The organism is Nocardia sp. FBN12 (assembly GCF_054031145.1).
Window position 1 is genome coordinate 5,079,947 of the sequence record NZ_CM132926.1, and the last position, 25,997, is coordinate 5,105,943.

At 67.5% G+C, this 25,997-nt stretch carries 22 protein-coding genes and 1 tRNA gene; 8 read left to right on the forward strand and 15 right to left on the reverse strand.

What is annotated here, in order from left to right; genetic code table 11:
* The first annotated feature begins 83 nt into the window (after positions 1-83).
* The gene (locus tag ACWZHB_RS24100) at positions 84-1,688 is read left to right on the forward strand and encodes a dolichyl-phosphate-mannose--protein mannosyltransferase (protein WP_427904099.1); all 1,605 of its coding nucleotides are present in this window, start codon (positions 84-86) and stop codon (positions 1,686-1,688) included.
* Here the strand turns inward: ACWZHB_RS24100 and ACWZHB_RS24105 are convergent.
* Both ACWZHB_RS24105 and arcA read right to left on the reverse strand, forming a co-directional pair.
* A complete protein-coding gene (locus tag ACWZHB_RS24105) occupies positions 1,685-2,044 on the reverse strand; it encodes a GntR family transcriptional regulator (protein ID WP_427909277.1) in 360 nt (119 codons plus the stop codon). The two genes, ACWZHB_RS24100 and ACWZHB_RS24105, sit on opposite strands and share 4 nt — an antisense overlap.
* Positions 2,045-2,049: 5 nt before the next feature.
* Positions 2,050-3,291: an arginine deiminase gene (arcA, locus tag ACWZHB_RS24110; protein WP_427904100.1), complete on the reverse strand. Its 1,242-nt coding sequence runs from the start codon at positions 3,289-3,291 to the stop codon at positions 2,050-2,052.
* A gap of 152 nt (positions 3,292-3,443) precedes the next feature.
* Here arcA and soxR point away from each other — a divergent pair, with 152 nt between their 5' ends.
* Complete coding sequence (gene soxR / locus ACWZHB_RS24115; RefSeq protein WP_427904101.1) at positions 3,444-3,929, forward strand: redox-sensitive transcriptional activator SoxR; 486 nt, start codon at positions 3,444-3,446, stop codon at positions 3,927-3,929.
* 33 nt (positions 3,930-3,962) lie between these two features.
* Positions 3,963-4,715, forward strand: a complete 753-nt coding sequence (locus tag ACWZHB_RS24120; RefSeq protein WP_427904102.1) for an isocitrate lyase/PEP mutase family protein — start codon at positions 3,963-3,965, stop codon at positions 4,713-4,715.
* Positions 4,716-4,718: 3 nt separating this feature from the next.
* Here ACWZHB_RS24120 and ACWZHB_RS24125 read toward each other — a convergent pair whose 3' ends face one another.
* The 6 genes from ACWZHB_RS24125 to ACWZHB_RS24150 form a co-directional block, all read right to left on the reverse strand.
* Positions 4,719-5,849, reverse strand: a complete 1,131-nt coding sequence (locus ACWZHB_RS24125; RefSeq protein ID WP_427904103.1) for a glycosyltransferase — start codon at positions 5,847-5,849, stop codon at positions 4,719-4,721.
* Positions 5,850-6,003: 154 nt separating this feature from the next.
* Entirely contained in the window at positions 6,004-6,990 is a 987-nt protein-coding gene (locus ACWZHB_RS24130; protein ID WP_427904104.1) for a GAF domain-containing protein, read from the reverse strand.
* 8 nt (positions 6,991-6,998) lie between these two features.
* A complete protein-coding gene (locus ACWZHB_RS24135; protein WP_427909278.1) occupies positions 6,999-8,816 on the reverse strand; it encodes a putative bifunctional diguanylate cyclase/phosphodiesterase in 1,818 nt (605 codons plus the stop codon).
* 68 nt (positions 8,817-8,884) lie between these two features.
* A complete protein-coding gene (locus ACWZHB_RS24140; RefSeq protein ID WP_427904105.1) occupies positions 8,885-11,053 on the reverse strand; it encodes an Rv1355c family protein in 2,169 nt (722 codons plus the stop codon).
* 308 nt (positions 11,054-11,361) lie between these two features.
* Positions 11,362-11,802 carry an AraC family transcriptional regulator gene (locus ACWZHB_RS24145; protein ID WP_427904106.1) on the reverse strand — a complete coding sequence of 147 codons (441 nt, stop codon included), beginning with the start codon at positions 11,800-11,802 and terminating at the stop codon, positions 11,362-11,364.
* Positions 11,799-12,242, reverse strand: a complete 444-nt coding sequence (locus tag ACWZHB_RS24150) for a GyrI-like domain-containing protein (RefSeq protein ID WP_379325758.1) — start codon at positions 12,240-12,242, stop codon at positions 11,799-11,801. Before ACWZHB_RS24150 ends, ACWZHB_RS24145 begins: the two co-directional genes overlap by 4 nt.
* 151 nt (positions 12,243-12,393) lie before the next feature.
* On the opposite strand from ACWZHB_RS24150, the gene ACWZHB_RS24155 reads away from it, so the two are divergent.
* Entirely contained in the window at positions 12,394-14,643 is a 2,250-nt protein-coding gene (locus ACWZHB_RS24155; protein ID WP_427904107.1) for a glycosyltransferase family protein, read from the forward strand.
* 121 nt (positions 14,644-14,764) lie between these two features.
* Here ACWZHB_RS24155 and ACWZHB_RS24160 read toward each other — a convergent pair whose 3' ends face one another.
* Positions 14,765-15,652: an alpha/beta hydrolase gene (locus tag ACWZHB_RS24160; protein WP_427904108.1), complete on the reverse strand. Its 888-nt coding sequence runs from the start codon at positions 15,650-15,652 to the stop codon at positions 14,765-14,767.
* A 364-nt stretch (positions 15,653-16,016) separates the two neighbouring features.
* Here ACWZHB_RS24160 and ACWZHB_RS24165 point away from each other — a divergent pair, with 364 nt between their 5' ends.
* Positions 16,017-17,501, forward strand: a complete 1,485-nt coding sequence (locus ACWZHB_RS24165; RefSeq protein WP_427904109.1) for an MDR family MFS transporter — start codon at positions 16,017-16,019, stop codon at positions 17,499-17,501.
* Positions 17,502-17,567: 66 nt separating this feature from the next.
* On the opposite strand, the gene ACWZHB_RS24170 is transcribed toward ACWZHB_RS24165, so the two are convergent.
* From ACWZHB_RS24170 to ACWZHB_RS24195, 6 genes are all read right to left on the reverse strand, one after another.
* Positions 17,568-19,157 (reverse strand): glycosyltransferase family 39 protein, encoded by a 1,590-nt coding sequence (locus ACWZHB_RS24170; protein WP_427904110.1) that lies wholly within the window; start codon positions 19,155-19,157, stop codon positions 17,568-17,570.
* Positions 19,158-19,709: 552 nt separating this feature from the next.
* Positions 19,710-19,782, reverse strand: a tRNA-Ala gene (locus ACWZHB_RS24175).
* A gap of 98 nt (positions 19,783-19,880) precedes the next feature.
* Positions 19,881-20,885, reverse strand: coding sequence for a divisome protein SepX/GlpR (gene sepX / locus ACWZHB_RS24180; RefSeq protein WP_427904111.1), 1,005 nt, complete (start codon positions 20,883-20,885; stop codon positions 19,881-19,883).
* A 136-nt stretch (positions 20,886-21,021) separates the two neighbouring features.
* A complete protein-coding gene (locus ACWZHB_RS24185) occupies positions 21,022-21,672 on the reverse strand; it encodes a GNAT family N-acetyltransferase (protein WP_427904112.1) in 651 nt (216 codons plus the stop codon).
* 12 nt (positions 21,673-21,684) lie between these two features.
* On the reverse strand, positions 21,685-22,944 hold the full coding sequence (gene glp, locus ACWZHB_RS24190) for a molybdotransferase-like divisome protein Glp (protein WP_266293338.1): 1,260 nt from the start codon (positions 22,942-22,944) through the stop codon (positions 21,685-21,687).
* Positions 22,945-22,983: 39 nt separating this feature from the next.
* On the reverse strand, positions 22,984-23,910 hold the full coding sequence (locus tag ACWZHB_RS24195; RefSeq protein ID WP_427904113.1) for a UTP--glucose-1-phosphate uridylyltransferase: 927 nt from the start codon (positions 23,908-23,910) through the stop codon (positions 22,984-22,986).
* A gap of 204 nt (positions 23,911-24,114) precedes the next feature.
* On the opposite strand from ACWZHB_RS24195, the gene ACWZHB_RS24200 reads away from it, so the two are divergent.
* The 3 genes from ACWZHB_RS24200 (at position 24,115) to ACWZHB_RS24210 (ending at position 25,873) form a co-directional block, all read left to right on the forward strand.
* The gene (locus tag ACWZHB_RS24200) at positions 24,115-24,732 is read left to right on the forward strand and encodes a 5-formyltetrahydrofolate cyclo-ligase (protein ID WP_427909279.1); all 618 of its coding nucleotides are present in this window, start codon (positions 24,115-24,117) and stop codon (positions 24,730-24,732) included.
* Between the two features lie 71 nt (positions 24,733-24,803).
* Complete coding sequence (locus ACWZHB_RS24205; RefSeq protein ID WP_427904114.1) at positions 24,804-25,115, forward strand: FmdB family zinc ribbon protein; 312 nt, start codon at positions 24,804-24,806, stop codon at positions 25,113-25,115.
* Positions 25,116-25,204: 89 nt separating this feature from the next.
* Positions 25,205-25,873, forward strand: a complete 669-nt coding sequence (locus ACWZHB_RS24210) for an SAF domain-containing protein (RefSeq protein WP_427904115.1) — start codon at positions 25,205-25,207, stop codon at positions 25,871-25,873.
* The last annotated feature ends 124 nt before the right edge of the window (positions 25,874-25,997 follow it).

Consider the following 25,997-nt stretch of genomic DNA (forward strand, 5'->3'; position numbering starts at 1 on the left):
GCCGCTGTGCGCGCGTAGGTGGGGAAACGAGGGGGCGCGGTGTCGGGTCGGACTTCAGTGGGCGTACCGCCTACGATCGGGGCGTGATCCCGGTGACCGATGAGCGCGCGATGCCCCCGGCGCGCCCCGCGTCGGCGTCGGTGAGTCCCGCGCCGCTGCGCCCGGCCCCCGATTTCGGTCCGCTCGACACCGCGCGCGGCTGGGTGGTCACCGGTGTACTCACCCTCATCGCCGCGGTGACCCGGTTCGCCAACCTGAACTATCCGACCGACGCGCGCACTCCCGTCTTCGACGAAAAGCACTACGCCCCACAGGCCTGGCAGATGGTCACCGGCGGCGGTGTGGAGGACAACCCCGCCTACGGCCTGGTCGTGCACCCACCCGTCGGCAAACAGTTCATCGCCATCAGCGAGGCGATCTTCGGCTACAACGCGTGGGGCTGGCGCGGCACCGCGGCGCTGGCGGGCACGATCCTGGTGCTGCTGGTGGTGCGAATCGTGCGCCGGATGGCCCGGTCGACGCTGATCGGCGCGTTCGCGGGCGTGCTGCTCATCGCCGAGAGCCTGACCTTCGTCTCCTCCCGCATCGGCATGCTCGACATCTTCATGTCGCTGCTGGTCACCGCGGCTTTCGGCTGTCTGATAGTCGACCGCGACGAAGTCCGCGAGCGAATGGCTCGCGCCGATCTGGCGGGTCGGGTCCGCGTCTCGGACTGGGGGCCACGACTCGGCGTGCGCTGGTGGCGGTTCGGCGCGGGCGTGCTGCTCGGGCTGGCGTGCGGCACCAAATGGTCGGGCGTCTACTACATCATGTTCTTCGGCCTGCTCAGCGTGGCCTTCGACGTGAGCGCGCGACGCGCGTACGGGGTGCGCAGGCCCTGGCTCGGCACGATGGTGCGCGACGTGGGGCCGGCGCTGTACGCGCTGGTGGTGATTCCGCTGGTGGTGTACCTGTCCTCGTACTGGGCGTGGTTCGCCAGCGAGACCGGGGTGTTCCGGTACGCGGTCGGCAATCAGGTCGGCAGCGGCGGTGCGTTCGCCTTCGTGCCCGACGCGTTGCGTTCGCTCTGGTACTACCAGGGCGAAACCCTCGACTTCCATTCCAGCCTCACCAATTCGGCGGGCAACCACCATCCGTGGGAATCCAAGCCGTGGACCTGGCCGATGGGCCTGCGCCCGATGCTCTACTACTACGCGGACGGCACGGTCACCGGCTGCGGTGAAGCGCAGTGCGTGAAGGCCGTGATGGCCGTCGGCACACCAGCGCTGTGGTGGCTGGCACTGCCGCTGATCGGCTGGATGGTGTGGCGTTCGGTCGTGCGGAGCGACTGGCGCTACGCGGCGATCCTGGTGGGGTACGGCGCCGGGCTGCTGCCGTGGTTCCTGACGCTGGACCGGCAGATGTACTTCTTCTACGCGGTGGTGCTCGCGCCGTTCCTGGTGATGGGGATGGCGCTGGCCCTCGGTGACATTCTCGGCTCGGCGAGGCCGGCTGGAATACCGCGCAGCCCGACGGGCACCTATCTACCCACCCCGGTGAACGAGCGGTACGCGCTCGGATTGCTGATCGTCAGCATCTACCTTGGTTTGGTGATCGCGAACTTCGTCTGGCTGTGGCCGATCCTCACGGGTCATCCGATCACGCCACAGAACTGGCAGGACCATCTTTGGCTACCCAGCTGGCGCTAAATATTCAGTGCTCGATGGACCAGATCGACCGCGTCCGCGTCGGAGAGGCCGAGTCGCCGGGTGGTCGTGACGTAGTCGACGGCGGCGCGGCTGGCTATATCGCGGGTGGGGTCGCCGGAGGAGGCGATGAACGAGCCTTGGCGGCCGCGGGTTTCGAGGACGCCGTCGGCTTCCAGTTCGCGATAGGCGCGGGCGACGGTGTTGGGGGCGATGCCGAGGTCGGCGGCCAGCGCGCGGACCGTGGGGATCTTGGTGCCCGCGGTGAGCGTGCCCGCGCGGACCTGTTCGATCACGGCCATCCGTAGTTGCTCATAGGGCGGCTGGGTGGAATCGGTGGACAGCTCGACGTGGAACACGGTGCTCACACCTCGTCTCGGGACAGCGGGCAGGACATACAGCGGGGACCGCCGCGGCCGGAGCCCAACTCCGAGCCACTGATGGTGACCACCTCGATACCCGCCTCGGTCAGGCGCGAGTTGGTCATTTCGTTGCGTTCGTAGGCCACGACCACGCCGGGCGCCAGGGCGAGGGTGTTGTTGCCGTCGTCCCACTGTTCGCGTTCGGCGTCGGGTCCTTCGCGGCCGGTGTCGATCACGCGCAGCTTCGCGATGCCCATCGCGGTGGCGGCGGCGGGCAGGAAGGGTTCGGGTCCGGTGATGCTGATGCGTTCGAGATCGCCGCGTCCGGAGAAACCGTCCTCGCGACGGATCGTGAACGCCTCCAACGTTTTCCGCACGCCGGGATACATGACCACCGCGTCGGAGTCGACCATGGTGCAGACGGTGTCGAGATGCATGGTCGCCCGGTTCTGCGCGATCGGCACCACCAGCACGGTGTGCGCGAGGTCGTCGTCGAACAGGCTGCGCGCCAACGCTTCCGCGCCCGCGGGCGTCGTTCGCTCGCCGACACCAACGGCGACAACACCTTTGGCGAGCAACAGCACATCGCCGCCCTCGATCGGCGCCGTGTGTGATTCGTAGGCCCGCCGCACGCCGAGGAAGCGCGGATGGAACGCGTAGACGAGGTCGGTGATCGAGGTCTCGCGGCCGCGGGCGGGCAGGGCCAGCGAGGTGATGGCGACCTTCGGACCCACCCAGAACGAGGAATCGCGGGTGAACAGCAGATTCGGCAGCGGATCGATGACGAAATCGCCGCCGTGGTGCATCCGCCGCACCAGCGAGGTCGCGTCGGGGCCGAACGGCAGCTCGTCGAAGGTCATCCCGGCCATCAGGATGTCGGCGAGCTCGCGTGCGTCGAATTTGCGCAGTTCGGCGGCGAGCTGGTCGGCCAGGCCGTGGCCGAGCCTGCGGGCGTCGACCGCTGCCGAGATGCCCTGGATCCTGGCAGCCCCACTGGCACTGAGGGTTTCGGTCAGCAGATCTGCCAATAACAGCACTTCCACCCCGCGCTCGCGCAGTACGGTGGCGAAGGCGTCGTGTTCGGCTTGCGCGCGCTCGACCCAGGGGATGCCGTCGAACAGCAGCTGATCGTTGTTGCTCGGGGTGAGTCGGCGTAGTTCTGCACCGGGGCGGTGCAGCAGCACCGTCCGTAGCCTGCCTACCTCGGAGGTGACGGTCAGGCGTGAGTCGGGGGCGGTTCCCATCTGCAAACCGTAATGCGAGGACGGCATGTCTGCGAGCCGCAACGCGCTGGGTTCGGCCCGTCAGTGCGCGTTCGCACACCTGTTCCGCTCATTTTTCGTACAGGACACGAATACCTGAAGTATTGTTTAGGTGGAAGTGGGAGGAGCTATAGATGACGATGGCCGATTGGCAAACGAAGGAGCTGACCCCCGGGCAGCTTTCCGATCGTAGTGGAGTTGCAGTGTCCGCGTTGCACTTCTATGAACGCGAAGGTCTCATATCGAGCCGTCGAACCAGCGGCAATCAACGCCGATATTCTCGCGAGACGTTGCGCCGGGTCGCCTTCATCCGCATCTCGCAACGAGTCGGCATCCCACTCAGTGAGATCCGGTCGGCATTGGACCGGCTCCCAGAAGGCCGCACCCCGACCCGTCGCGACTGGGAGAATCTGTCGACGACCTGGCGTGCGGATCTCGACGACCGCATCACCCAGCTCGTCCGCCTGCGCGACAACCTGACCGGCTGCATCGGCTGTGGCTGCCTCTCGCTCGGCTCGTGCAAGCTCGTCAACGAGCACGACCGCCTCGGCGCGGAGGGCCCCGGCGCGCGCGTGCTGGATGTTCAGGTGAACTGCCCGCCCAAATCCGGCTGCGTATAGCCCTTGTCGGACGCCTGGGGCATCATCGCGGGTATGACTTCTCTGGATACCAAGGCGAAAACCCTGCTCGAACTGCACCGTCCGGGAAATCCGGTGGTGCTGCCGACCGTATGGGACGCGTGGTCGGCGAATGTCGCTGTGGCGGCCGGTTTTTCGGGTTTGACCATGGGTAGCCACCCGGTCGCCGACTCGATCGGCCGCGCCGACGGCGAGGGTATGAGCTTCGATGAACTCCTCGCCCGCGTCGCCCAGGTCACCGCCTCGGTGGAGGTCCCGGTCTCGGTCGACATCGAATCCGGCTACGGCCTCGAACCGCTACAGCTCATCGACGGCCTGCTCGCCGCGGGCGCCGTCGGCCTCAATATCGAAGACACCGTCCACAGCGAAGGCAAGCGTCTTCGCACCCCCACCGAACACGCCGACCTGGTCCGCGGCCTCCGCGAAGCCGCCGACGCGGCAGGCGTCCACGTGGTGGTCAACGCCCGCACCGACCTGTTCCTCCGGCAAGACGGCGAGGAATCCGACCGCCTCGACCGCGCTATCGCCCGCCTGACCCTGGCCGCCGAAGCGGGCGCCGACGTGCTGTACCCGGTGGGCAAGCACGCCGACGCCGACCTGCGCCGGCTCACCACCGACCTGCCGTTGCCGATCAACGCGATCGGCCAACCGGGCACCCCGGCCAAGGACTACTTCGCCGGCCTCGGCGTAGCCCGCATCAGCTTCGGCCCGTTCCTCCAGGCCGCGCTGGGCAGCGAGGCGACCACCCTGCTCGCCGCCTGGAAATAGCGGCTACGGCCTGCCGAGCACGGCCAGCATGCCCGCGACCGCGCGGGGCCAGCCGAATTGTTCGGCGCGGGAGCGGGCGGCTCGGCGGCGACCGGAGGTCGGCATGGCCAGGACGTCGGTGACGGCCTGGGCGAAGGCTCGGGGGCGGTCGGCGGCGATGGCTCCGCACTCGGTGGTGACGATGTCGGCGAGGGCGGAGGAGCGGCTCGCGACCACCGGGGTGCCTGCCGCCAAGGCCTCCAGGGCGGCGAGGCCGAAGGTTTCGTGCGGGCCGGGGGCGAGTGAAACATCCGCGGTGGCAAGGAGTTTCGCCACCATCGCGCGGTCGTTGATGAACCCGGTGAAGTGGACCGCCGGTGCGCCGCCCGGGAGGGCAGGCAGGGTGCGGGCGCGGCGTTCGAGTGACTCGCGGCGGGGGCCGTCACCCGCGACGACCAGGCGGGCGGGCACCCCGGCTCGATGCAGGGCGCCGACCGCTTCGATGCTGCGGTCGACGCGCTTCTCCACCGAGAGCCGTCCGCAGTGCACCAGCAGCGGGTGTCCGGCGACGCCGAGATCGGCGCGCAGGCCGAGGTCGCGGCGGCGTGGGCTGAACAGGTCGAGGTCGACGCCGAGCGGCACCAGTTCCACGTTGGGCGCGCCGATCCGCAGGAATTCCTCGCGCGCGAAATCAGTGGTGCACACGACCATGTCGTAGTCGTCGGCCGTGCGCCGGTTGGCGACATCGGCGCAGCGGCGCGCCGCGGGTCCGGGCAAGAACTGGCCGAGGAGCCGGTCCAGCCGCTCGTGCGAGATCATCACGCTCGCCACTCCGCGTCGCCCCGCCCATCGGCCGAATCCGCGCAGCGTGAGCCGGTCGGACACCTCGAGCACATCCGGCGACAACCCCGACAGCACATCGGCCACCCGCCGCGGATCGGCTGCCCGATATCCACCGGTCCACGGAATTCCCAATGCGGGCAGGGTAATTCGCAGCGCGCCCGTGGGCAGCACCTCTTCGGAACGACGCGACCCCGGCACGATCAGCACCACTTCGTGCCCCGCTGCCACATAGCCCTCACCCAGGTGGTGCAGGGCAGTGCGCAACCCACCCGACCGCGGGCCATAGAAATTGGCTAGCTGCACGATGCGCACCCGCCGATCGTCGCGCCGCGCGGGTTACCCAGGGGTTATGCCCGAGGAACGGGAAGTGAACAGCGTCGAAAGATGCGACCAACCAGCATCGGGACACCGGGACCGCCTGCCCGCACAACCCGCCGACCAGCGAAGACGCCGGATCGGACGGCGATCAGCCGGGGTGGTCGGCCGACCAGACGCGCAGCAACCCGTGACCGGTGGCGGCCGTGGTGATGGTCACCAGCTCGGCGTCCGCGTTGATCCACTCCCCCTCCGCGAAGCGCACGCGCAGTGCGAGCCGCTGTGAGGTACCCGGCCGTCGGGCGGCGTCAGCGCACGCCGCCCGCAGTGCGGCGAAATCCGCGGGATCGATGGCCGGTCGTTCCACCGCCCACCGGTCAAGGGGCGGGGGCGGATCCGCTGCCCATTCGTAGATGATCCCGCTCGACAGCAGGACGATGCCGACGCCGACACCGCTGCGCTGCGACACCGCACGCAGCATCGCGACGTCGGGGTCGACGGCCGCCGCGTCATCGCCGAGTTCGGGCAGCGCGTGCATCAACGCGCTCACTCTGCGCTGCTCGGGTCGCGCCCTTGTCACCATCTGGAATCGGCGAACGCCGTCGTCGTCACCGAGCATGTCGACCTCGCCCTGCCAGTGCCCGCCAGGCTCGAGCCGGGTGGCCATGTCGAAATAGTCGACCCGGCCGTCGAAGCGAACCATGCGCCCGAACGCGTCGGGCGGCGTGCGGACCACCTGCACGTGCTCCGACTCCCTGGCGAAGACGAGTTCCTCCAAACCGGGCCCGTGATGGGCGAGTTCGGTGACCGCGTCCCAATCCCATGCGGCGACCCGCCGTTTCGGCCGGACCGGCGCGTCCACCGGACCGACCCAGACCTGGACGCCGTGGATTCCGTCGAAGGCGCAGCGAATCGGCTCGGCCAGCACGACGTTGTCACCCTCGACCGCGCGCTGCGGGTCGCCGGCGGCTACGCATCGGCGCACCGTGTCGACGACGAGGCGAGCACGCGCCGGACCGACCGTGCGGTGCAGCCGCGCGGCAACGGTCCACGGTCTGGTGGTGGCGTCCTCGGCGACGAGGGTGGGCTCGAGATCCCCGGCGAGGGTCTCCAGCAGCAGCCATCTACCAGCCGGCATATTCGCGATCAGCTCGGCGCCACGCCGCGGCCCGCTCGCGGCAGATCGAGATCGAGCGGAATACGGCCCTCCCGTAACTGCGCCTCGACTTCCTCGGCGGGCATCGGCCGTGCGATCAGGAAGCCCTGCGCGCGATAGCAACCGAGTCCGACGAGCGTGCGCGCCGCCATCGCCGTCTCCACGCCCTCGCCGACCACGCCGAGGCCGAACGAGCCTGCGAGTCCAATGATCGATTTCACGATCGCCAGGTCGTCGTTGCTGTCACCGAGACGCTGGACGAACCCGCGGTCGATCTTCACCGCGTCCACCGGCAGCGCCTTGAGATGCGACAGCGAGCTGTAGCCGGTACCGAAGTCATCGATGGCGATCTGCACGCCCATCCGCTTGAGCCCGCGCAGGGTGAGCCGGGTACGCACGAGGTCTTGCACCACGACATGTTCGGTGATCTCGAGGCACACCGAACTGCCGTCGATGCCGAACAGCTGCAGGACATCTTCGATGCGTTCGACGAAATCCACCGAAACCAGCTGCACCGGCGAGACATTGATCCGGATCACCACATTCGAGGCCAGCCCGCGTCGGCGCCAATCCGCGAATTGCGAACAGGCGGAACGGATTACCCACCGGCCCAGTTCACCGGCCAGGTTGGTGGCCTCGGCCACCGAGACGAACGCGCCAGGCGGCAGCAGCCCGCGCGTGGGATGCTGCCAGCGCACCAGCGCTTCCAGCGCCACGATCCGCCCGGTGCGCAGGTCGACCTCGGGCTGGTAGTGCAGCACCAGCGACCCGTCCGACACCGCGCTGCGCAGGTTCAGCTCCACGTCGTCCTGCAGTTCGAATTGCGCGCGCATGGCGTCGGTGAACACCGCAACCCCATTGCCGCCGCCGGACTTCGCCGACAACAGCGCGTGATCGGCGCGGCGCAGCACATCCGACACCTGGGTCTCGCCCGGAATGCCGAGTGCCACCCCGACACTCACACCACGACTGACCGATTCCCGGCCCACCGAGACGCGGCGCCCGATGAGCTCCTGGATGCGGGTCGCCTCCAGTTCGGCGGCGACCGCGTCCATCGGCGCCGCGGGCACGATCACGAACTCGTCGCCACCGAGCCGGGCGATCATGTCGTCGGGTTCCAGATTCTCGCGCAGCCGGTGGGCCAGCGTGCGGATGAAATTGTCGCCCGCGCTGTGGCCGAGGAAGTCGTTGAGCGCCTTCAGCCGGTCCAGATCGAGGAAGAAGGTGGCGATCGGGCCCGGATTGCCCGCCCGCAATCGCTGCTCCATGTACTCGAGCAGGGCGCGGCGGTTGGCCAGACCGGTCAGATCGTCGTGCAGGGCGATGTAGCGCAGCTTCTCCTCGGCTACCACGCGCGCTTGCAATTGTGCGAACAGCGCGGCGATCGCCTTGAGGACGTTGAGCTCGCGCTTGGACCACGCGCGGTCGCCCATCTTCACGAAACCGAGCACGCCCGTCGACTCCCCGCGCGAGACCAACGGCACGCAGGCCATGGCCACCTCGGGGATGCCAGAGGACTTGCGGATCGTCTCCTGATAGTCGGCGCTGGCGGTATCGGGTCGGACGATGATCGGTTCGACGGCGTATTCGAGGGCGCGGAAGACCGAATCGGCATGCTCGAATTCGACCTCGCGCAGCGGATCGGGATCGGGAATGTCGACGCGAGGTGGCCATTCCGCGATGAGGACGGTCGTACGCCGCGCACGGTCGGTGTGGCGTAGATAGCTCACGTCGACATCGAAGTGCTCGACCAGGGAGGCGAGCACACGCTCGCTCACCGCCACCATGGTCGTGGCGTCGACACCCATCAACTCGGAGGCGACCTGGGTCACCAGTGAGTCGAGCGTTTGCCGAGGCACGTTGTCTCCGATCCGCGCTATCCGTCGTTGCTACTGCCGGGCACCGGCACAGTTCTACTGCCGGGCACCGGCAACCGTCGACTGCGAACGCTCGCAGCCGCGGCGTAGCTCAGACGAAGAACCAATGCCACGTTCTCATCCTCAGGGATTCCCAGCAGGTCCAGGAAACGTCTCTGAATGCTGGCAAGTGTATCTGTGAACTCGGGAGAAACGCTGCGCAAATCATCGGGCCGGTCGGCATAGAGGAACACCGGCGACACCGGCTGCACCGCGAGACCGAGCAGTTGCGCACGTAGCCATACTCTTTCCACCGCGGCACCGGCCCGCGCGTAGCCGGCCAGATCCGGCTCACCGTCGCGGGCACCGAAGGTGATCGCCACCAGCGCGGAGCTGGCCCGCACCCGGTCGACGGTGAACTCGCCGAGCGCCGAACCCGCCGACCACTCGCGCAACCGATCCATGACATCGGTGCGGCGACCGACCTGCATCTTCGCCAGTTCGTCCGGGGCCGGGTCGAGCGTGCGCACGTCGATCCCGGTCATCAAATCTTCACCTGGCCAACGCAATTCAGCGTAGAGCTGTTCGTGCAGCTGAGGCGTGAGGTAGCGGACGCGATCGCTGGCGCCGAGCAACAGCGCCGCCTCGGCCAGCGCGTCGACACCGGTGATGGCGCGCACGCTCGCCTGTTCGGCCGCGGCGGCTACGGCCAGCGCGGGCAGGACCGTTCCCGGCAGCGGCGCCGGGCGGCCGAGGCGGCGGTTGGTGTGCCTGGCGAGCGCGAGCGGATAGTCGGCGGCGAGGTCGGGGTCGGTGCCCGCACGCAGTCGCAATCGGGCGATCAAGGGGGCGGCCGGGTCGTCGACGACCAGTTCGTGGTCGGCGAGCAACCCGTGCGCAGCCGCGGCAGCGCGGGCGTTGTGCACTGCGGCACCGATCGCGACAGCACTGCCACGCAGGCGCACGTCCATGGCCGTCGACCCCGCGGGATCGAGGGCGAGCTCGATCAGCTCGGTATCGCCGCGCAACCGCCACGGCTGCACGTTGCCGCCGGACGGCGCGCGCTGCGCGCAGGCGAGTATCGCCGCGACCGGGTCGGCAGGCGGCGGTTCGACGGGGTCATCGACGACGGCGTCGATGCCGTCGTCGAGGTATCCGGGTTCGGCGAGGGAGTCGAGGGTGGCGTCGAGGTCGACGCGGGTGCGACCGGAGGACAGCTTGGCGCCGAGCCCGATCCGGCGGACAGCCGCGGTGACGATCGCGGCGCCGAGCTGCACGTCGCTGCCGAGTTGGGGCCAGGTGGTGATCGTTTCACCGATCTCGGCGAGGCTGGCCGCCATCCGCGAGGACAGCTGCCCCGGGTCGAGGATCCGCAGCACGTGCGGTGCCTTGGCCTTGGTGTCGAGGTCGGCCAGTTGTTCGCCGGTGGTCGCGCCGAGCAGGCCGTGGAAGGGTTCGCGGTCGGGTTCGAGGTCGTAGCGTTCGACATCGAACAGACCACGGTCGCTGGTCTCCATCAGCAGCGGCATCCGGTGCCTGCGCGCGGCCTCGCGCACCGCGAATTTGATGTCGAGGGAATCGCATTCCTCCACCACCACCGACAGCCCGTCGAGGAACTCGTCGACCGTGTCGGCCAGCACACCCGCGGGCCAGATCTCGACCGGCAGGAAGGGGTCGAGTTCGGCGATCCGGCGCGCGGTGACGATCGCCTTGTTCACGCCGACGTCGAACAGCCCGCCGGGCACTCGATTCAGATTCGACAGCTCGATCGTGTCGAAGTCGGCCAGGCGCAGCAGCCCGCAGGCCCCCTCGAGCGCGAGGGTGTAGGCGATCGAGTGGCCGACGCTCTGCCCGACGACGCCGACCCTCAGCTGGGTGAGGCGCTGCTGTTCGCTCCTGGTGAGTTTGTTGCGGTTGCGGTCGGAGCGAATCGCCTGGAACGCCGTTGGCCCGAGGATCGCGACCAGCGCGCGTCGCCACGGGTAGTAGACCCAGCGTTCCTCGCCCGCGTCGATCCCCGGCGGCACACCGGTGAGCCGGTCCAGCTCGGCACGCAGCCCGGCACGCAGGTCGTCGGTGCGGATTCCGGCCAGGTCCGACAGCTGCCGCAGAGTTGCCGTGTCGGCGGGGTCGGTCGGGTCGAGAACGAGCGGGCGATGATCCATCGCCGGATAGTCGGGGCCGGTCATGGAGCGATCCGATCCCGCGCCGGGAGCACCTCGACCGATTCGGCCCGACGGTGAATGCTCCGCAACCACACTCCAGCCAGTATTTCTTCGACAGCCATCGTGTTCCTACTCCGTGCTCAACGCCCGTGCGCGGTCGGCTTCCTACCGATGCCAACTGGTGCAGTATCCGTCATTCGGAACGAATGCACCATACGAGTGGCTAATTTTCCGGTAACCTTCTGAGCCAGTTGAAATAACCCCAGGTCAGAACGGGTGTATACACGCAAGGCGAGGTAATGCAAACCGATCGGTTCGAATTCGGCTAACTTTCAGCTATCGACGGTGATCGACACGAACAACTCGACCGTATCGGGGCCGTGCCACACTTCGATCTCCTCGCGGTAGGCGCGGGAGATCTCGGCGGACGCGGTCGCGTCGTCGACCTGAGCCCAGACGTCTTCCACCGGGTCGTGATAGTCGCCGTTGGGCGCGAAGCGGGCGTAGATGCCCTTGGGGACAGCCAGCATGAGATCGCCGACCGGCACGTCGGCGGGGGTGGCGTATTCGCGGGCGACCAGCGCGTTCCAGTTGCCCGCCGGATCCGGGACGTAGACCGTGTGCAGCGGTTCGCCGCCGCCGGGACGGTCGCGCAGCCGGTCTTTGAGGAACTCGATCAGGTCGCTGTTGCTCACCTTGAAGCTCGGGTGCACCCGCGGCACCGCCAGCCCTCCGTACAGCGCCGCGCCACGGACCACGATCGAATAGGTCATCGCGGGTCGACCGCCAGGTACAGGTCGATCTTGTAGGCGTGCGGGTAGCACTCGAAATCGCCGGTGAAGGTGCGCTTGATCTGGTTGTGTTCTTCGGCGTAGGCGATCTGGGTCCACAGATCCGTCATCACCTGCGGGAAGTTACCGACCGAGGAGAAGCGCGCGTAGGTGCCGCGCGGGAGCCGCGCCGCCAGATGTCCACGGGTGACCTGCTCGAGCGAATCGCACTGATAACCCACGATCTGGGTGTTGTAGGTGCTCAGCTCGCCGGTGTAGTCGGTGTACGCGCTGGCCAGTGGCCCGCCGAGATCCTGATGCAGGACCGCCGACCAGGCTGCTTCGAGGTCACGGTCGCGCAGCTCACCGAGTGCGCGTTTGGGACTGCGGACCGGAAGCCCGGCCACCCAGGTCTCGTCCCGCTCGACGAATTCGAACTGCAATTGATGACTCTCTCGAAGGGTCCTGCTCGGGTTGCGCCATGCTATCAAACCCCACCCTAACCACATCTGAGCTGGACAAACGTCCACCACCCCGGCGTGGATACCGCACGCTATTGTTCGATTCACCTGGATGCCCTAAACTCCCGCGCTCGTGTGGGTACGCGCGGAGCTCGAACCGCGAAAACAAGTCGTGCAGTGGGCCGGTGTGGTCGTCGCCGCCGTATTGGTCGGGTATCTCGCTGTGCTACTTGGCGATTCGCGGCACTTCTATACCGACGACACCGAGGCGCAGTACGTGCCCATGTGGCAACTGCTCGGTACCGAATTGCGGGCAGGCCGCTTCCCGGCGATGGTGCCGTGGGAATGGATGGCGGGCAACTACAGCCTCGAGGAGGCCGGGCTCTACAACCCCGCGCAGTTGCTGGTGTATCTGCTGGCGCCCTCGTTCGACAATCTCGCCCTGTACGCGACCGCCGTGAAGTTCGTGTTCGCCGCGATCGCCGCGCTCGGCGTGTTCCGTATCTGCCTGGCCTACGGCGCCCGTGCGCCGTGGGCCGCGGTCGCCGGCGTGGCGTTTCCGTTCAGTGGGTGGTTCCTGTTCTTCGACGAGGCCAGCTGGTTCACCTCGCAGACCGGCACCGCCTGGCTGGTCCACGCCTGGGCCTCGGCCGTTCTCTACGCACGCGGGCGCTCAGGGCCGATTCCGGTCTTCGTGTTCCTGTACCTGGCACTGACCATCCAATACGCCTTTCCCGCAGTCGAATCCGGACTGATGATCGCCACCGTCGCCGCGGGCGAGTACCTGTACCAGCGCAAGTGGGCGCCGGTTCTGCGGCTGCTCACGGCATCCGGGCTCGCGGTGCTCGCGTCGATGATCGCGAACCTGCCGATCCTGCTGTCCTCACAGGCCACCTGGCGCGGTGACGTCTCCACCATCCACAACGACCCCTTCCTGACCGTGCCGTGGTCGGAATCGCTCAATGCGAGCCTGCCCAGCACCGTGCCCGCGTTCACCGCGTGGTGGGGACATGTGCAGCCACTGCCGATGGTCTACATCGCGTGGTTCGTGATTCCGGCGCTCGCGTTCATCGATTGGAAGGCCGCGGCGCGTCATGCCGCGTCGTGGAGCGGCATCGCGCTGTTCGCGGTGGCGACCCTGATGTGGACAGCGGGACCTGGCGCGATCGGACCGCTGCGATGGCCGGCGCGGGTATTGCCGATGCTCGCGATCGCGCTGCTTGTGCTGGTGTGTGTGCTGATCAGCCGGTACGGGGACTTCACTGCGTCGCGGCGGCGGTACGCGGCGGCGGGTGCCCTGATCGCCTTGCTGTTCATCCGATCGTTCTCCGCCGCACCGAAACTCGTCGAACGCCATGCCCTCGCCGCGTTCGTGGTGGTCGGGCTCGGCGCCGGGGTGGTGTGGCTGGCACGCACTCGCGGGATCGCGGCCGCGGCGGCGTTGACCATCGTCGCGACATTCCCGATCGCGTTCGCCCAGGTGGCATCGGCACCGCGAACCCCGATGTCCTACGGTTTCGCCGAGCAGCGCTCGGACATGACCGCCGCGTTCCCCGATTTCGGTGGTCGCACACTGCAATTGGCGGACCGGATCATGGTGCGCGACGAAGAGCGCACGCTCGCGGGCACTTACGGCTCCATCGCACTGGGCAGCTATGCCAAGAACCTCGGTCTGCAGTACGTGAACGGCTACACCCCCGTCGGGCACGCGGCCTTCGCCGGATTGCTGTGCATGGCATGGGACGGCGGCACCTGCCCGGACGCGTACCGGCGGGTCTTCGCCGTCGAACCGTCGACCGACACACCGATCGTCGACCTGATGCGGCTGGATCGCATTGTCCTGCAACGCAGTCAGTACCCCCACGCGGGAAACGACCCCGCCCCCGCCGGCTGGAAGTTCGTCCACTACCCCGGCCACGAACGCCAGATCTGGGTCCTGGAACGACTGAACCCGCTGCCCTCCCCCGGCGACCTGATCGCCCACGAATCCGGCGTCCACGCCACCGTCATGCCCGAAGCGGGCCTCACCAACCGCGCCACCGTCTCCTCCGGCACCGGCGGCCGAATCGTGTTGTCCCGCCTGGCCTGGCCCGGCTACACCGCCACCCTCGGCAACAGCGAAATCCCCATCCGAGCAGTCGCGGGAACCTTCGTCGCGGTCGACATCCCTCCCGGCACCCACAACGCGACCCTCACCGTCACCTGGCGCCCACCCGGCCTGCCGATCAGCCTCACAACCGCCCTACTGGCCCTGATCGGTATCGCACTCCTCCAGTGGTGGTCCCGCCGCACCCGCCACCCCACCCCACCCAACACCCAACACCCCCAAGCAGTTTCCGCCCTACAGACCACGCCGAACTCACCCACCACCCCCAGCACATAGCTTGTCCAGGTCTTCACACACCTCCCAACCCACCCACCACACTCCCGACCACACCGCGCACCCCAACCCGTCCCCGTCTTCCACAACCCACCCACCACACCGTGCACACCGGCCTGTCTCCTCACCCGATAGCCGCGGCCAGATGCGGCCACGCTTCATGCAAATCAGCCTCGAACTGCCCCCACGTATGCGACCCAGTCGGCCGATGAACATGCACAGCCGGAATCCCCAACTGCCCAAGCCGCCCCGCAAAGGCAGCCGTACACGCCCCCGCCAAAGTCTCGATCGGCGGCATCGGCAACCCACGATCCTTCGCTCCAGGAAAGCCCGTCGCGGCAGACAGGAAAATAGTCTTACCCGCAAGCCGCCCCGCATTGGCGAAGACGTCATGCTCCCGCCACCCCGGCCCACCCGGAATCCCCCACATGTTCCCCGGATTCCCACCACCACGCACCGCCTGCGCACTGGCCATCGCGATCCCCATCGGATCCGAAGCCCACGGACACCCACTCAACGCCGCCACCGCGGAGAACCGCGTCCCGCTCTGAATAGCCAGGTCCAGCGCCGACGACGCACTCATCGACACCCCCGCGATCGCATTGCGCCCGCTCGCATCGAGCGCACCGTCGATCACCCCGGGCAACTCCTGGGTCAGATACGTCTCCCACCGCACCCGCCCGACCCCCGGATCATCGGACACCCAGTCGGTGTACAACGTGAACGCGCCGCCGACCGGCATCACCACGTTCACGAACTTGTCGGCGAAGAAGTTGCGGACATCGGTGTTGTCCCACCACGAGATCCCGTCCGCGCCACCGCCTGCCCCCGTGAGGAGATACAACGTGGGCGCCCCAGCCCCCGCAGCCTTGATCACCTTGTTCTGGATCACCCGCCCCATCGCGGGCGAATACACATCGATCTGAGCGGACCTACCACCCAGCGGCGCCTCCCCCGCCACATAGGCCCCCGGATCGGCCGATGCCTTCGCACCCCCGAGAGCAGCAATCATCGCGCACACCACAGCAAGCCACGTTCTCGATGTAGTCACAATCCCGGTATACCCGGCGTCCGGAGGTAAACACAGGCGAACACACCGATCGGTCATGAGCCCGGATCCCGCAGTGACCAGGCTCACCATCGGATCTGAGATTCGCTTCGATAACCCCGCTGACCTGTGGCTTCGAGCCCGCACAGACCAGCGCGCACCCGAAAAACCAGGTGATTTGTGTCGTACCCGACCGGAATACTGACCGGCGCCCGATGAGTTAAACCGACGGAATCCGTCTTTTCTCATGTGGTGCCGGGACATCGTCGACTCGGTATCGGGCCACAGCTCCCGCCCAGCCGCTCCCATGTTTCCCGGAGGTACCCCGATGCCAGCCGACGTCTCCCCACCGATGACGAAGGGCAAGACACCGACCGTCATCCGCGTGCTGGTGCTCGCGACCTTCGTCGTCATCCTCAACGAGACCATCATGATCAACGCGATCCCGCGGTTGATGAGCGACCTGCACGTCACCGAGGTCGCCGCGCAGTGGGTCTCCACCGCGTTCATGCTCACGATGGCCGCGATCATCCCCACCACCGGCTGGTTCCTGCAGCGGGTCACGACCCGGCAGGCCTATGCGGCCGCGATGGGCGTGTTCATCGTCGGCACCGTGATCTCGGCTCTCGCGCCGACGTTCGCGATACTGCTGATCGGCCGCGTCATCCAGGCCGGTGGCACCGCGGTGATGATGCCGCTGCTGATGACCACCCTGATGACCGTCGTGGCGGAGCGGGACCGTGGCCGCGTGATGGGCAACGTCACCCTGGCCATCTCGGTCGCGCCCGCCATGGGCCCGGTCATCTCCGGCCTGATCCTGCAGATCGAGATCCCCGGGATCGAATCCTGGCGACTGCTGTTCGTGGTGATGCTGCCGATCGCCGGTGTGGTCACCTGGCTGGGTCTGCGTCAGCTCGAGAACGTCGGCGAGCCGCAGCCCGGCACGCTCGACCTCCCCAGCGTGGCGCTGGCCGCCCTCGGCTTCGGTGGGCTGGTGTTCGGTCTGAGCAAGTTCCACGGTGACAGCTACACCACCGCGGCACTGATCACCGCCGGTGGTGTCGCACTGATCGCGGCGTTCGCGCTGCGTCAGATCAGCTTGCAGCGCAACGGCACCCCGCTGCTGGATCTGCGCGTGCTGCTGCAGGGCACCTACACCAAGGCGCTGGTGCTCATGTCGATCGCGTTCCTGGCGATGATGGGCTCGATGATCCTGCTGCCGCTGTACCTGCAGAACCTGCGCGGGCTGAGCCCACTGCAGACCGGTCTGCTGGTGATGCCGGGTGGTCTGGCGATGGGTCTGCTCGGCCCGACAGTCGGCAAGATGTTCGACAAGTTCGGTGGGCGCGCGCTGGTGATCCCCGGCTCGATCGGCATCTTCGCCTCGCTGGCCGGTTTCACCCAGATCTCGACGGACATGCCGTACTGGCAGCTGCTCGGCCTGCACATCCTGCTGATGGTGTCGCTGGCCGCCGCGTTCACGCCGGTGTTCACCCTGGGTCTGGGCGCCCTGCCGATGAACCTGTACTCGCACGGCAGCTCGATGCTTGGCACCATCCAGCAGGTGGCGGCCGCCTTCGGCACCGCCCTGGTGGTCACCGTCATGTCGGCGCGCAGCACCTCGCTCATCGACGAGGGCGTCGCACCGGCCACCGCCACCCTGGACGGCATGCGCCTGGCCTTCCTGATCTCGGCCGCCCTGGCCCTGATCGTGATCGTCATGGCGGTCCTGCTGCCGAACCGCGCGGCGACCGACCCGCACGCCGCACCCGTGCAGGACGCCGCTGACGAGCCGGAGCTGGTCAAGAACTGACCGCGATCTCCCGAGTATCGAAAGGCCCGCCTCCGGTGAGGCGGGCCTTTCGCGTTTCTGCGTGACTCAGCGAGTGGGCCGGGTGGTGGCCCGGTGGTCTCGCCAGAGACCGAGATCGAAGTACAGGGTGGTCATGGTGTCCCAGGCGGTCGACCACTGCTGCTTCGGGCCCTTGCACACCCAGACGGCCGTCATGCGGTCGATGCCCGGGATGCCCATGGGGTCGTCGAGGTGCGCGACCCGTTCCACTTCGGTGAAACGGGAGCGCAATTCGGGCTCGGCGGAATCGAGCCCGAGGTAGATCACCGAGGTCGCGGAGTCCGGTGGTGGGCCGAAGAAGCCGAAGCCCCGACTCGGGCTGTAGGTGGCAGGCAGGTCGTATTGCCCGCCGAATTGTTCGACGGCGCCCGCCTGCCAATAACCCTGGGCCACAACGACCGCATTCGCCTTCTCGGCGGGTGACAGCTTGTCGTAACCGGTGTCGACCGCCGCGACCGGTGCCGTCCAATTGGTGGTGCCCCAGAAGCCCGATCGAATGCCGAGATCGATGCCGTCTTCGGCGACAAAGCGCCAACTGGCGGGCAGCGGCGTGACCGTGATCGAGACGATGAATCCCAATACCGAGAGGGCGGCGACCGGAATCATCGCCAGATTCATCCACCGTTTCCGGTCGTACTGCCACAGGCCGACGGCGCCGAGGGCGAACATGGCCGGGAAGAAGCCCGTCGGGTAGTAAGGCCGACCGCGCGTGACGATAACAACTGTGGTCATGATCACCAAGGCGATCGCAATGAATCGGTACGGCCGTAACGATTCCTGTTTGAACACAGCCCAGAATCCGACAGCCATCAGCAATACGCCGAGGAAACCCGCCAAACCGAGCCACTGCGGAACGAATCCCAGCTGACCGAATCCGGTGGCATCCTGCTCGGCGGCGATAATCGAGCCCATGGCCAACTGCGGCCAGTTGTGCTGCGACTGCCAGAACAGAATCGGAACCAGCGACAGCGTAAGGATGCCCGACGCCACCCAGAGTGCGGGACGACGCAGAACCTCGCGGGGTCCGCACAGAATGACGGCGAGGCCGAGGGATCCCCAGACGATCGGGATCATCCACTTCACTTGCATGTCAACGGCGGCAACCAGTCCCGCCACGACGATCAGCCAGTCCTGGCGCGTCCGCACCCAGCGGATGAACAGCCAGGTGATCACGGCCGTGAGGGTGGCGTCGAAGGCGAAGGTGCTCAAGATGACCTGGGTGGCCACCAGGTTGGAGGTCGCGTAGGTGGCCGCGGCGAGCAGTTGCACGCGGTGACTGCCCCGGAGTTCGTAGGCGATCAGCGCCGACACCACGATCGCACCGACACACATCAGGATGGCCGGGAACCGCAGTGCCGTCACCGATCCCGGCGCGAGCGTGTCGGCGATCCAGGCGAACAGTGGTACCACCGCACCCTGATCGGCGAAGGTGTAGTCGAGTCGTCTTCCGGCGGAAAGGAAATAGAGTTCATCGCCGAAGAAGTCGAAGCGTCCCGCGGTGACCGTCAGCGCTATCGCGGCGATCGAGGCGATCAGCGCGACGCCACGAAAAGCGAACGACGGATGGGTATTCGGTATTTCTTCGGGCTCGGAACGAACCTCGATGACCGCTGTCATGAACTGCCTCTGATGCTTTCCAACAGACGCGTTCGACGCCCCCTCCCGTTGGTGGCGTCACATCTGTTCGCTGGTGAACCGATTCCTCCCCGGCAGCGAACTTGGTGAGCGCGGGCGCTCGCGGTCCTGCGCGGATCATGTAATTTACCGAAACGTTACTGCTATTCGGCAAGGTCCGCAAATGCGCTGACCTGCAGAGTAATAGCCGTTTGCGTTCTATCGGCTATTACCTGGACAGCGTTACCGATGTGACCGAGCTAACGGTTTAGGCAGTAGGCGAATAATTCAAAACCCCTGCTGTACAGCAAAATGAGGCTTTCAGACTGCACTCCGGCATCGTGCGCGCAGAACTGCCGGCGGCTCGAATATTCAGACCCCCGAAATGGAAAAGGCTCTTACTCGCCGGTATCTATTCATCAATAGTCATGCCAAAACAATTGGGGGCATGCGATTGATCGTCGGCACGCCTAGAGTGCGTGCCGCGTGGCGGTTCGCAGCAGGGTCGGGGCGACACAGAGAAAGGGCCCGGTCGATGACCGGGCCCTTCTTGGGTGGAGCTAAGGGGAATCGAACCCCTGACCTTCTCGATGCGAACGAGACGCGCTACCAACTGCGCTATAGCCCCGTGCGGCTCTGGTGAACCGCGCTGTGACACTGTATCAGGGCTTGCGCCCGGATACCGAATCGGTACTCTGACCTGCGGATATTGCGTGGTTGCACCAGTTACTCGCCGACGGCTTGACCGAGGTCCTCGACCCGGTTGCGGAGTGCGCGAGAAGTGGCCGGATCGAAGATCTCGAGGAACTCGAACCTCGGGTCCTCGTCGTCGGTGTCGAGCAGCGTGGAGCGGCGCCGCAGGGCGCGTGCGGTGTCGCGGTCCATCGTGCGACGCGTGGTAGCCGCCTCAGGGGTCGCCTCAGCGGCTTCCTGACGCTTGCCGCGGGTCAGGCGGGCAGCGCGCCTGCGGCGGATCTCCTCCTCCACGTGGACCTGCTTGCGCAGGTACGCGAGATAGCCGGTGAGCACGGCAGCGGACAGCCCGCACGCCCACCAGAACATCGAGTTCAGCAGCAGCCCGAAGGCGAGGAACAGGATCATGCCGATGATCAGGCCCATGACCGCGCGCTGACGGAAGCGGTAGCGGGCGGCGCGGGCGATGGCGTCGGCCTCGGGGTCGTAGCCGCCACGGCCGCGTCGCGTGGGGGTGAAGTCGTCGTCGTCATCGAACTCGGCGTCTTCGGCGGTGAGGTCGTCGAGGCGGGCCGGTGGCGCGGGTGGGATGCGCGCGGCGACGGGCGGATCTTCGCCCGCTTGCGCCGAGAGTGGCTCCGCCGCGGCATCTTCAGCTACGTCGTCGTCGAGATCAGCTGTTTCAGTAGGCTCTTCGGCTTCGCCGGAGCCCACCTCGGCCGCCGCTTCGAGTTCGACTGCGGGGGTCAGCTTTTCGTCGTCATCTTCGGTGACGGGCTCTTCGGTCGTCATCCGATCCTCCGAATCAGTTCGGTGGGGGCGCTTGCGCAGCACACGGGGTCGGTAATCGGGGTCACTCTCGTGACCGCCTGCCGCGCCGATGCGGATCCGTCGTTCGGCCCCGCCACGGTGCAGCACGCGTGTGGCGAGCGCGGCATCGGTGGTACGGCGGATCCGGGGATGCCGGTCCGCCAGGATCGGGAACAGAACGAAGACCCACAGCACTACCAGTCCGATCCACAGGATCGAGTTCGGCATCGCGGTCATCACCTCCCGTCCCCACCTACGTGTTGTCCATCTGTGGACGCACCACTGACGTCCGTAGGTTAATTCGGGCAGACGCGCCCGTGTGGCAGGCGCGCCGTGCACACCTGCCACATGAGTAACAGAAATTTCACGGCCGCGCCGCTCGACCCTCCCTGACCAGGCGATCCACCACAGTGCCCATAACCTCTTCGACGGTCAACCCGACCAGAAGGTGATCGCGCCACGCGCCGTCGACATCGAGGTAGCGGCGCAGCATGCCCTCTTCCCGGAAGCCGACATTGCGCAGAACCGCCTGGCTGGCAAGGTTTTCCGGTCGCACGGTCGCTTCGACGCGATGCAGGCCGACTGATCCGAAGCAGTGGTCGAGGCCGAGCGCCAACGCGGCCGTCGCCACCCCCTGACCGCCCAGATCCTTGGCCACCCAATACCCGATCCAGCCCGACCGCAGCGCGCCGCGCACGATATTGCCGATCGTGAGCTGACCGCTGAACTGCCCGTCGACCTCGATGACGAGCGGGATCATCGCCCCACGCCGGGCCTCTGCCTTCAAACTCGTCCACAGCGACGGCCAGTTCGACGCGTGATTGCGCGCCTCCCACGAGCCGCGCCCGGTCGGTTCCCACCGCTCCAGATGGTCGCGGTCGCGCAACCGGATCCGGCTCCATGCGGCCGCGTCGCGGAAACGCACCGGTCGCAGCGTCACCTTGCCGCCTGCCACCAGCACCGGACCGAGCCGGGCGGGCCATCCGGGGTGCTGTCCGGCCCGGAACACGTTCATGGAGTCCACTGCTCAGCCGCGCTGCGCCAGGAACGCGACCTGCACTTCGTCACCGGTACGGAAATCGGTGTCGTCGGGTTCCACCACGATCAGGCTGTTGGCCTCGGCGAGGGTGGCCAGCAGATGCGAGGAGCCGCTGTTGCCGTTGCCGAGCGGCTGCACCAGGTAGTCGCCGGTCGCCTCGTCGCGCAGCAGTTGCGCGCGCAGGTAGCCCTTGCGGCCCGGCATGGAGGTGATGGGAGTGATGGTGCGCGCGTTGACGATTCGACGCATCGGCTGACGACGGCCGAGCGCGATCCGGATCAGCGGACGCACCATCACCTCGAACACCACCAGCGCGCTCACCGGATTCGCGGGCAGCAGGAAGGTGGGCACCTCGTCGCGCCCGAGTCGGCCGAAACCCTGTACCGAGCCGGGGTGCATCGCGACCCGGTCGACCTCCAGTTCGCCGAGCCCGTCGAGCGCCTCGCGCACCTGATCCGAGGCCCAGCCGCCGACCGCGCCCGCGATCACCACGACCTCAGAGCGCACCAGCTGTCCTTCGACCACGTCACGCAGCCGGCGCGGATCGGCGCTGACGATGCCGACCCGGTTCACGTCGGCGCCCGCGTCGCGCGCGGCCGCCGCGAGGGCATAGGAGTTCACGTCGTAGACCTGGCCGGGGCCGGGCGTGCGATCGATGTCGATCAGCTCGCCGCCGATGGAGATCACCGACAGCCGTGGACGCGGGTGCACGAGCACCTTGTCCTGGCCGACGGCGGCGAGCAGGCCGACCTGGGCCGCGCCGATGATCGTGCCCGCGCGCACGGCCACATCGCCGGGCTGCACATCGTCACCGACGCGGCGGACGTAGTCGCCGGAGCGCACCGGCTCGAAAACCTTGATCCTGGCCCGCCCACCGTCGGTGAACTCCACCGGCAGCACCGCGTCGGCCAGGGTCGGCAGCGGCGCGCCGGTATCGACCCGCACGGTCTGGCGCGGCTGCAAGCGGATGGGCTGGCGCGAACCGGCCACCACCTCGCCGACCACCGGCAGGGTGAGGTCGATCAGCTCGCCCTCCTCGTCGCGCACGTCGACGCCCGCGGCGGTGACGTCGACGCTGCGCACCGCGTACCCGTCGATGGCGGCCTGATCGAAGCCGGGCAGCGGCCGTTCGGTGACGACGTCCTCGGCGCACAGCAAACCCTGGGCTTCGGATATCGCCACCCGGACCGGCCGGGGTGCGACCGCAGCCGCGGTGACCTTGATCAGCTGATCCTCAACCGAGCGCATCGAGCTCCTGTATCTATGGCGGCGGCGTATCTGGCGCGTTTAGGCGACGGGCGACTGTGGATCCCACTCCGGGCTGAGCCGGAAGTTCAGCCACTCGCGCAGTTGCGGACCGTATTCCTCCCGCTCGAGGGCGAAATCCACAGCAGCTCGAAGATAACCGCCCGGGTTGCCCAAGTCGTGGCGCGACCCACGGTGGACCACCACGTGCACCGGGTGGCCCTCGGCGATCAGCAGGGCGATGGCGTCGGTGAGCTGCAGTTCCCCACCCGCGCCGGGGGTGATCCGGCGCAGTGCGTCGAAGATCACTCGGTCGAGCAGGTAGCGGCCCGCTGCGGCCAGGGTCGACGGCGCGTCGGCGAGGTCGGGCTTCTCGACCATGCCCTTCACCCGCAGCACGTCGGTTTCGGCGCCGTCGGCACATTCCTCGACGTCGAAGACGCCGTAGGCGCTGACCTGGGATTTCGGCACGTCGATGGCGCACAGCACGGACCCGCCGCGTTCGCGACGGACCCGGCTCATCGTCTCGAGCACGCCACACGGCAGCACCAGATCGTCGGGCAGCAGAACGGCGATGGCCAGTTCGTCGTCGTCGAGCACGGCTTCGGCCTGGGCGACCGCGTGGCCGAGGCCGAGCGGCTCCTCCTGCACGACCGAGGTTACGTCGAGCAGCGCCGGGGCCTTGCGAACCTTCTCCAGCAGCGCGAACTTCCCGCGCTCGGCCAGGGTGCTCTCCAGCACCAGATCCTCGACGAAGTGGGCGACCACGCCGTCCTTGCCCGGCGAGGTCACGATCACCAAGCGGTCGGCGCCGGAGTCGGCGGCCTCCGCGGCGACCAGCTCGATTCCGGGGGTGTCGACCACCGGCAGCAACTCCTTGGGCACCGTCTTGGTGGCAGGCAGAAACCGCGTCCCGAGTCCGGCCGCGGGTACCACCGCAGTGCGGAAACCGGAAGTCTTGTCTGTCATGCGAATACCCTATCCATTCAGTGCCGTCCGATCGTCTCCTCGCGGCGATCCGGCGTCGGCAAGAGCTTAGGCGTACCTCCGCCTCTGCTCCGGCCATGCGCGAAAGACATCGGATCGCTCGGCGGCTGTGCACCCTGTGCGTACCTCCGCCAACGCTGCGGCCCTGCGCGAAAGACGCCGGATCGCTGCGTGTCTGTGCAGACTATGGTGGTCGCTGTGGAGATGCCCGGTGAGCGCACCAAATATGCGTGGCGCCGCGAGATCCTGGCCACTCGCGCACAGGTCGACCCCGCTGAACACGCTGTCGACGCGGCGGCCCTCGCCGCCGCCGCGGCCCGTCTGGCCGGGGTCGATGACATCGTGTGCGCCTACGTCGCGGTGCGGGGCGAACCCGGCGATCTGCGGATGCTCGACGCGGTGCGCGAGCGTGGCGCCACCGTGTTGCTGCCGGTGACCGGCGAGCCGGGTCCGCTGCAGTGGGCGCGCTACGAGGGTGCGAGTTCGTTGCGCAAGGCCCGTTACGGCCTGCTCGAACCGGCCACCGAGACGTTGCCGCCCGCGGTGGTGGCCGAGGCCACGACCATCCTGGTTCCGGCGCTCGCCGTGGATCGACGCGGGGTGCGGCTCGGGCGTGGCGCCGGGTACTACGACCGGACGCTCGGTGCCGCGCGCTCGGACGTTCGCCTGATCGCCGTTGTCCGGGATAATGAACTGGTCGACCGGCTTCCCGAGGAACCGCACGATCGGCGAATGGGTTGGGCGCTCACCCCGGGCGGCGGGCTACGGCAGCTGGGCCGCGACCTCCCTGTTTCGCCGGAATGAAACGGCGATTCGCGACGTTGGCAGTGTCGGCGGTAGAGTGCTAGATCGACGAGAGACTTGCGGAGGATCCTGTGCCAACTTATTCGTACGCGTGCACCGAGTGTGACAACCGCTTCGATATCGTTCAGTCCTTCTCCGACGACACACTGACGGTCTGCCCGCAGTGCTCCGGGAAGCTGCGCAAGCTGTTCAACTCCGTCGGCATCGTGTTCAAGGGCAGCGGTTTCTACCGCACCGACAGCCGGGGCGGCGCGTCCACCGCGAGCGAGCCGGCGAAGACCTCCGCCGAGAGCGGCAGCAGTACCAGCAGCAACGGATCGAGCGGCAACGGGGATTCGTCGTCGAGTGCGAGCACCACCTCCACTCCGGCCGCCGCCAGCTGACTTTTCGGCAGTTATCCACAGCCCCGTAGTTATCCACAGGCGGGGCTTTCGGCGGCTTTTCCGCACTGCCACGGTTCTACGCTTTCGCCATGACTCGCAGTCTCGCCGATCTGGGACGTGGCAGCTCCTGGCGTTTCGCCCTCGGTAATCGTCCGGGCTGGGCCGATGCCCTACTCGCCCGGCGCATCGCCGCCGCCGTATTGGCCATCGCCGCCGTCGTGTTGTTCGTGCGCGGTGACCCCGGCGGAGCGAAGGTCACCGTGGTCGTCGCGGCCCGCGATCTGGCGCCCGGTCGGCTGCTCACCGCCGATGATCTGCGCATAGATCACCACGAATCCCGTTCGCTGCCAACCGGTTCCGTCGATTCGACCGCTCCCCTGCTCGGCGCGACACTGACCGGTGCCATGCGCGCGGGCGAGACCTTCACCGATCTGCGCGTCGTCGGTCCACGGCTGGCCGCGGCGGCCGCAGGCAGTGCCGATGCGCGGATCGTGCCGATCCGGTTGGCCGATGCCGCGGTGGCTGATGTGTTGCGGGCGGGCGACCGGGTCGATGTGATCGGTGTCGAGGACGCGGGCGGACCAGGGGCGAGCAAGCCCGCACGGACGCTGGCCACCGATGCCGCGGTCGTGCTCGTCACCGCGACGGGCGATCGACGCGGGGCGGAACGGGTGGTCCTGCTCGCCCTTGATACCGAATACGCGACCGCTGTCGCCGGTGCTTCTCTGCGAACGGCACTGACAGTCGTCTTCCACTGAACGTCCTGTCGTCGGCGACGGTATAGTTCGCGAGAGATTTGCCCGAACTCTCGATAGCATCGCAGAGGAACCAAGCACCACCGTTTCGCATCATTCGATAGGGAGCACAGCGCCCACGGCCGGC

Excerpts from the sequence above, each read along its gene's own strand:
- arcA (WP_427904100.1), bottom strand. The coding sequence starts at position 3,291 with ATGGGAACCGCCCCCGACTCACGCCTGACCGTCACCTCCGAGGTAGGC.
- soxR (WP_427904101.1), top strand. The coding sequence starts at position 3,444 with ATGACGATGGCCGATTGGCAAACGAAGGAGCTGACCCCCGGGCAGCTT.
- ACWZHB_RS24120 (WP_427904102.1), top strand. The coding sequence starts at position 3,963 with ATGACTTCTCTGGATACCAAGGCGAAAACCCTGCTCGAACTGCACCGT.
- ACWZHB_RS24130 (WP_427904104.1), bottom strand. The coding sequence starts at position 6,990 with ATGCCGGCTGGTAGATGGCTGCTGCTGGAGACCCTCGCCGGGGATCTC.
- ACWZHB_RS24135 (WP_427909278.1), bottom strand. The coding sequence starts at position 8,816 with ATGGGTGTCGACGCCACGACCATGGTGGCGGTGAGCGAGCGTGTGCTC.
- ACWZHB_RS24140 (WP_427904105.1), bottom strand. The coding sequence starts at position 11,053 with ATGACCGGCCCCGACTATCCGGCGATGGATCATCGCCCGCTCGTTCTC.
- ACWZHB_RS24145 (WP_427904106.1), bottom strand. The coding sequence starts at position 11,802 with ATGACCTATTCGATCGTGGTCCGTGGCGCGGCGCTGTACGGAGGGCTG.
- ACWZHB_RS24160 (WP_427904108.1), bottom strand. The coding sequence starts at position 15,652 with ATGATTGCTGCTCTCGGGGGTGCGAAGGCATCGGCCGATCCGGGGGCC.
- ACWZHB_RS24165 (WP_427904109.1), top strand. The coding sequence starts at position 16,017 with ATGCCAGCCGACGTCTCCCCACCGATGACGAAGGGCAAGACACCGACC.
- ACWZHB_RS24170 (WP_427904110.1), bottom strand. The coding sequence starts at position 19,157 with ATGACAGCGGTCATCGAGGTTCGTTCCGAGCCCGAAGAAATACCGAAT.
- sepX (WP_427904111.1), bottom strand. The coding sequence starts at position 20,885 with ATGCCGAACTCGATCCTGTGGATCGGACTGGTAGTGCTGTGGGTCTTC.
- ACWZHB_RS24185 (WP_427904112.1), bottom strand. The coding sequence starts at position 21,672 with ATGAACGTGTTCCGGGCCGGACAGCACCCCGGATGGCCCGCCCGGCTC.
- glp (WP_266293338.1), bottom strand. The coding sequence starts at position 22,944 with ATGCGCTCGGTTGAGGATCAGCTGATCAAGGTCACCGCGGCTGCGGTC.
- ACWZHB_RS24195 (WP_427904113.1), bottom strand. The coding sequence starts at position 23,910 with ATGACAGACAAGACTTCCGGTTTCCGCACTGCGGTGGTACCCGCGGCC.
- ACWZHB_RS24200 (WP_427909279.1), top strand. The coding sequence starts at position 24,115 with ATGGTGGTCGCTGTGGAGATGCCCGGTGAGCGCACCAAATATGCGTGG.
- ACWZHB_RS24210 (WP_427904115.1), top strand. The coding sequence starts at position 25,205 with ATGACTCGCAGTCTCGCCGATCTGGGACGTGGCAGCTCCTGGCGTTTC.